The organism is Sandarakinorhabdus rubra, assembly GCF_010994245.1.
Classification (GTDB): Bacteria; Pseudomonadota; Alphaproteobacteria; order Sphingomonadales; family Sphingomonadaceae; genus Sandarakinorhabdus; species Sandarakinorhabdus rubra.
Map to the genome: position 1 here is coordinate 1 of NZ_WMHO01000329.1, position 1801 is coordinate 1801.

Annotated in this window: 3 protein-coding genes; all 3 read right to left on the minus strand. The window is 66.0% G+C overall.

Annotated elements, in window-relative coordinates:
- Positions 1-96 precede the first annotated feature (96 nt).
- Positions 97-519 carry a Fur family transcriptional regulator gene (locus GJV64_RS14095; RefSeq protein WP_164158071.1) on the minus strand — a complete coding sequence of 141 codons (423 nt, stop codon included), beginning with the start codon at positions 517-519 and terminating at the stop codon, positions 97-99.
- A 130-nt stretch (positions 520-649) separates the two neighbouring features.
- A complete protein-coding gene (locus tag GJV64_RS14100) occupies positions 650-1093 on the minus strand; it encodes a MucR family transcriptional regulator (protein ID WP_164158073.1) in 444 nt (147 codons plus the stop codon).
- A 90-nt stretch (positions 1094-1183) separates the two neighbouring features.
- Complete coding sequence (locus GJV64_RS14105; protein WP_235927770.1) at positions 1184-1669, minus strand: GNAT family N-acetyltransferase; 486 nt, start codon at positions 1667-1669, stop codon at positions 1184-1186.
- Positions 1670-1801: the final 132 nt, after the last annotated feature.

The following is a 1801-nucleotide window of genomic DNA, read 5'->3' on the forward strand; positions in this document are numbered from 1 at the left end:
CACGGTGGTGCGCACCGTGGCGAGCCGGCGCCGGGCCGGCGGGCGGCGCTGCACCCGGCTCACCCGGCCGGCAAACGCGCGCATGGGAGGCCGGCCTCAGCCCTTCTTGCCAACGGCCCTGCCATAAAGCTCCATCCGGTGATCGACGAGCCGATAGCCCAGCCGTTCGGCGATGCGGTTCTGCAGCTCCTCGATCTCAGGATCGTGGAACTCGATCACGTCGCCGGTGTCGATGTCGATGAGGTGATCATGATGTTCGTCGGTGGCAGTCTCATAGCGCGAGCGGCCGCCCTGGAACTCGTGACGTTCGAGGATACCGGCCTCCTCGAACAGCTTGACGGTGCGATAGACGGTGGCGATCGAGATGCGCGGGTCCACCTCCGCCACGCGGCGGTGCAGCGATTCGACATCGGGATGGTCGGTGACTGCGGACAGCACGCGCGCGATCACCCGGCGCTGCTCGGTGATGCGCAGGCCCTTCTTGAGGCACAGAGCCTCGATATCGATGGGGGTCGACATGCCACTTCTCCCGCCAGCCTCGCCCTTCAATTAAGGGGCAAGGCCGGCGGGAGCAAGCGCAAGGCTGCCACCAGGCTGCCGGGACCTCTCCTCCCGGTGGCGGTGGCGCCCAGAGTCTCGAGCCGAGTTCTTAAGCCGGGTTCTTCCGGGGGCGGCCGCGCGGCTTGGCGGTGCGCTTGGTGCCCAGGCCGATCGACTTGGCCAGCGTGCGACGCTGCTCGGCATAGTTGGGCGCCACCATCGGATAGTCGGCGGGCAGGCCCCACTTGGCGCGATAATCGTCCGGCGTCATGCCATAACGGGTCATCAGATGCCGCTTGAGCATCTTCAGCTTCTTCCCGTCTTCAAGGCAGACAATAAAGTCGGGCTTGATCGAAGACCGCACCGGCACTGCCGGCTCCAGCTTGGCGACCGGCGCCGGCGCCGGTACGCCCAGCCGCGCCAGCGTGGCATAAACGCTCTCGATCACGCCGGGCACATCGCCAGGCGCCACGGTGTTGTTGGAGAAATGCGACGCGACGATATCAGCCGTCAGCGACAGCAATTCGGTGTGAGATTGTGAACTTTCAGTCATTTACTTCCCTGACCCTCCTGAAGATACCGGCAATTTCTTGCCTGCCGACGTGCTTAGGACCAGCAATCCACAATTGGCAACCCTTATGTCTCAATCCTGCAGTTGGGAAAGTGCAAAACGCATGGTTATTGCCGCTCTACGGCTGCCATCCTTGCCGAAATAATAGTCTGGTCGGCGGCCTACGGCCGCGAATTGGGCCGCTTCATAGAGACGCCTTGCAGCGCGATTGTCTTCACGCACTTCCAGGAAGACTTCGCTGGCGCCGCGGGCCACCGCCTCGGCCTGCACCGCGCGCAGCAGCCGCGCCGCGACACCCTGACGGCGCAAATCGGGCATCACGGCAATCAGCAGCAACTCCACCTCAGGCCCGGCCTGCCGGCACAGGCTGAACCCCGCCACCTGCGTGCCCAGCATCGCCAGTGTGCCCCAGCAGCCGGGCATGGCGAGCGTGGCCGCCAGCTGCACCGCCGACCAAGCCTCGCCATAGCGGGGCTCGAAGCCGGCATCCATCACCGCCATCATCGCCTCGAGGTGGCGATCCTCGGCGGGCAGGATACTGAAGACGGGATTGACCACGGCGCGAGCCAATAATCGCCTCAATCCGCGACGTAAAGCGCCGCCGGTGGACCGAGCGCGGCAGCTGGCAGCCGGCCGGCCCAGGCGGCTTCGGGGTGGCCGGCGTGACGCGAGGCAGGGGCGCCCGGCACC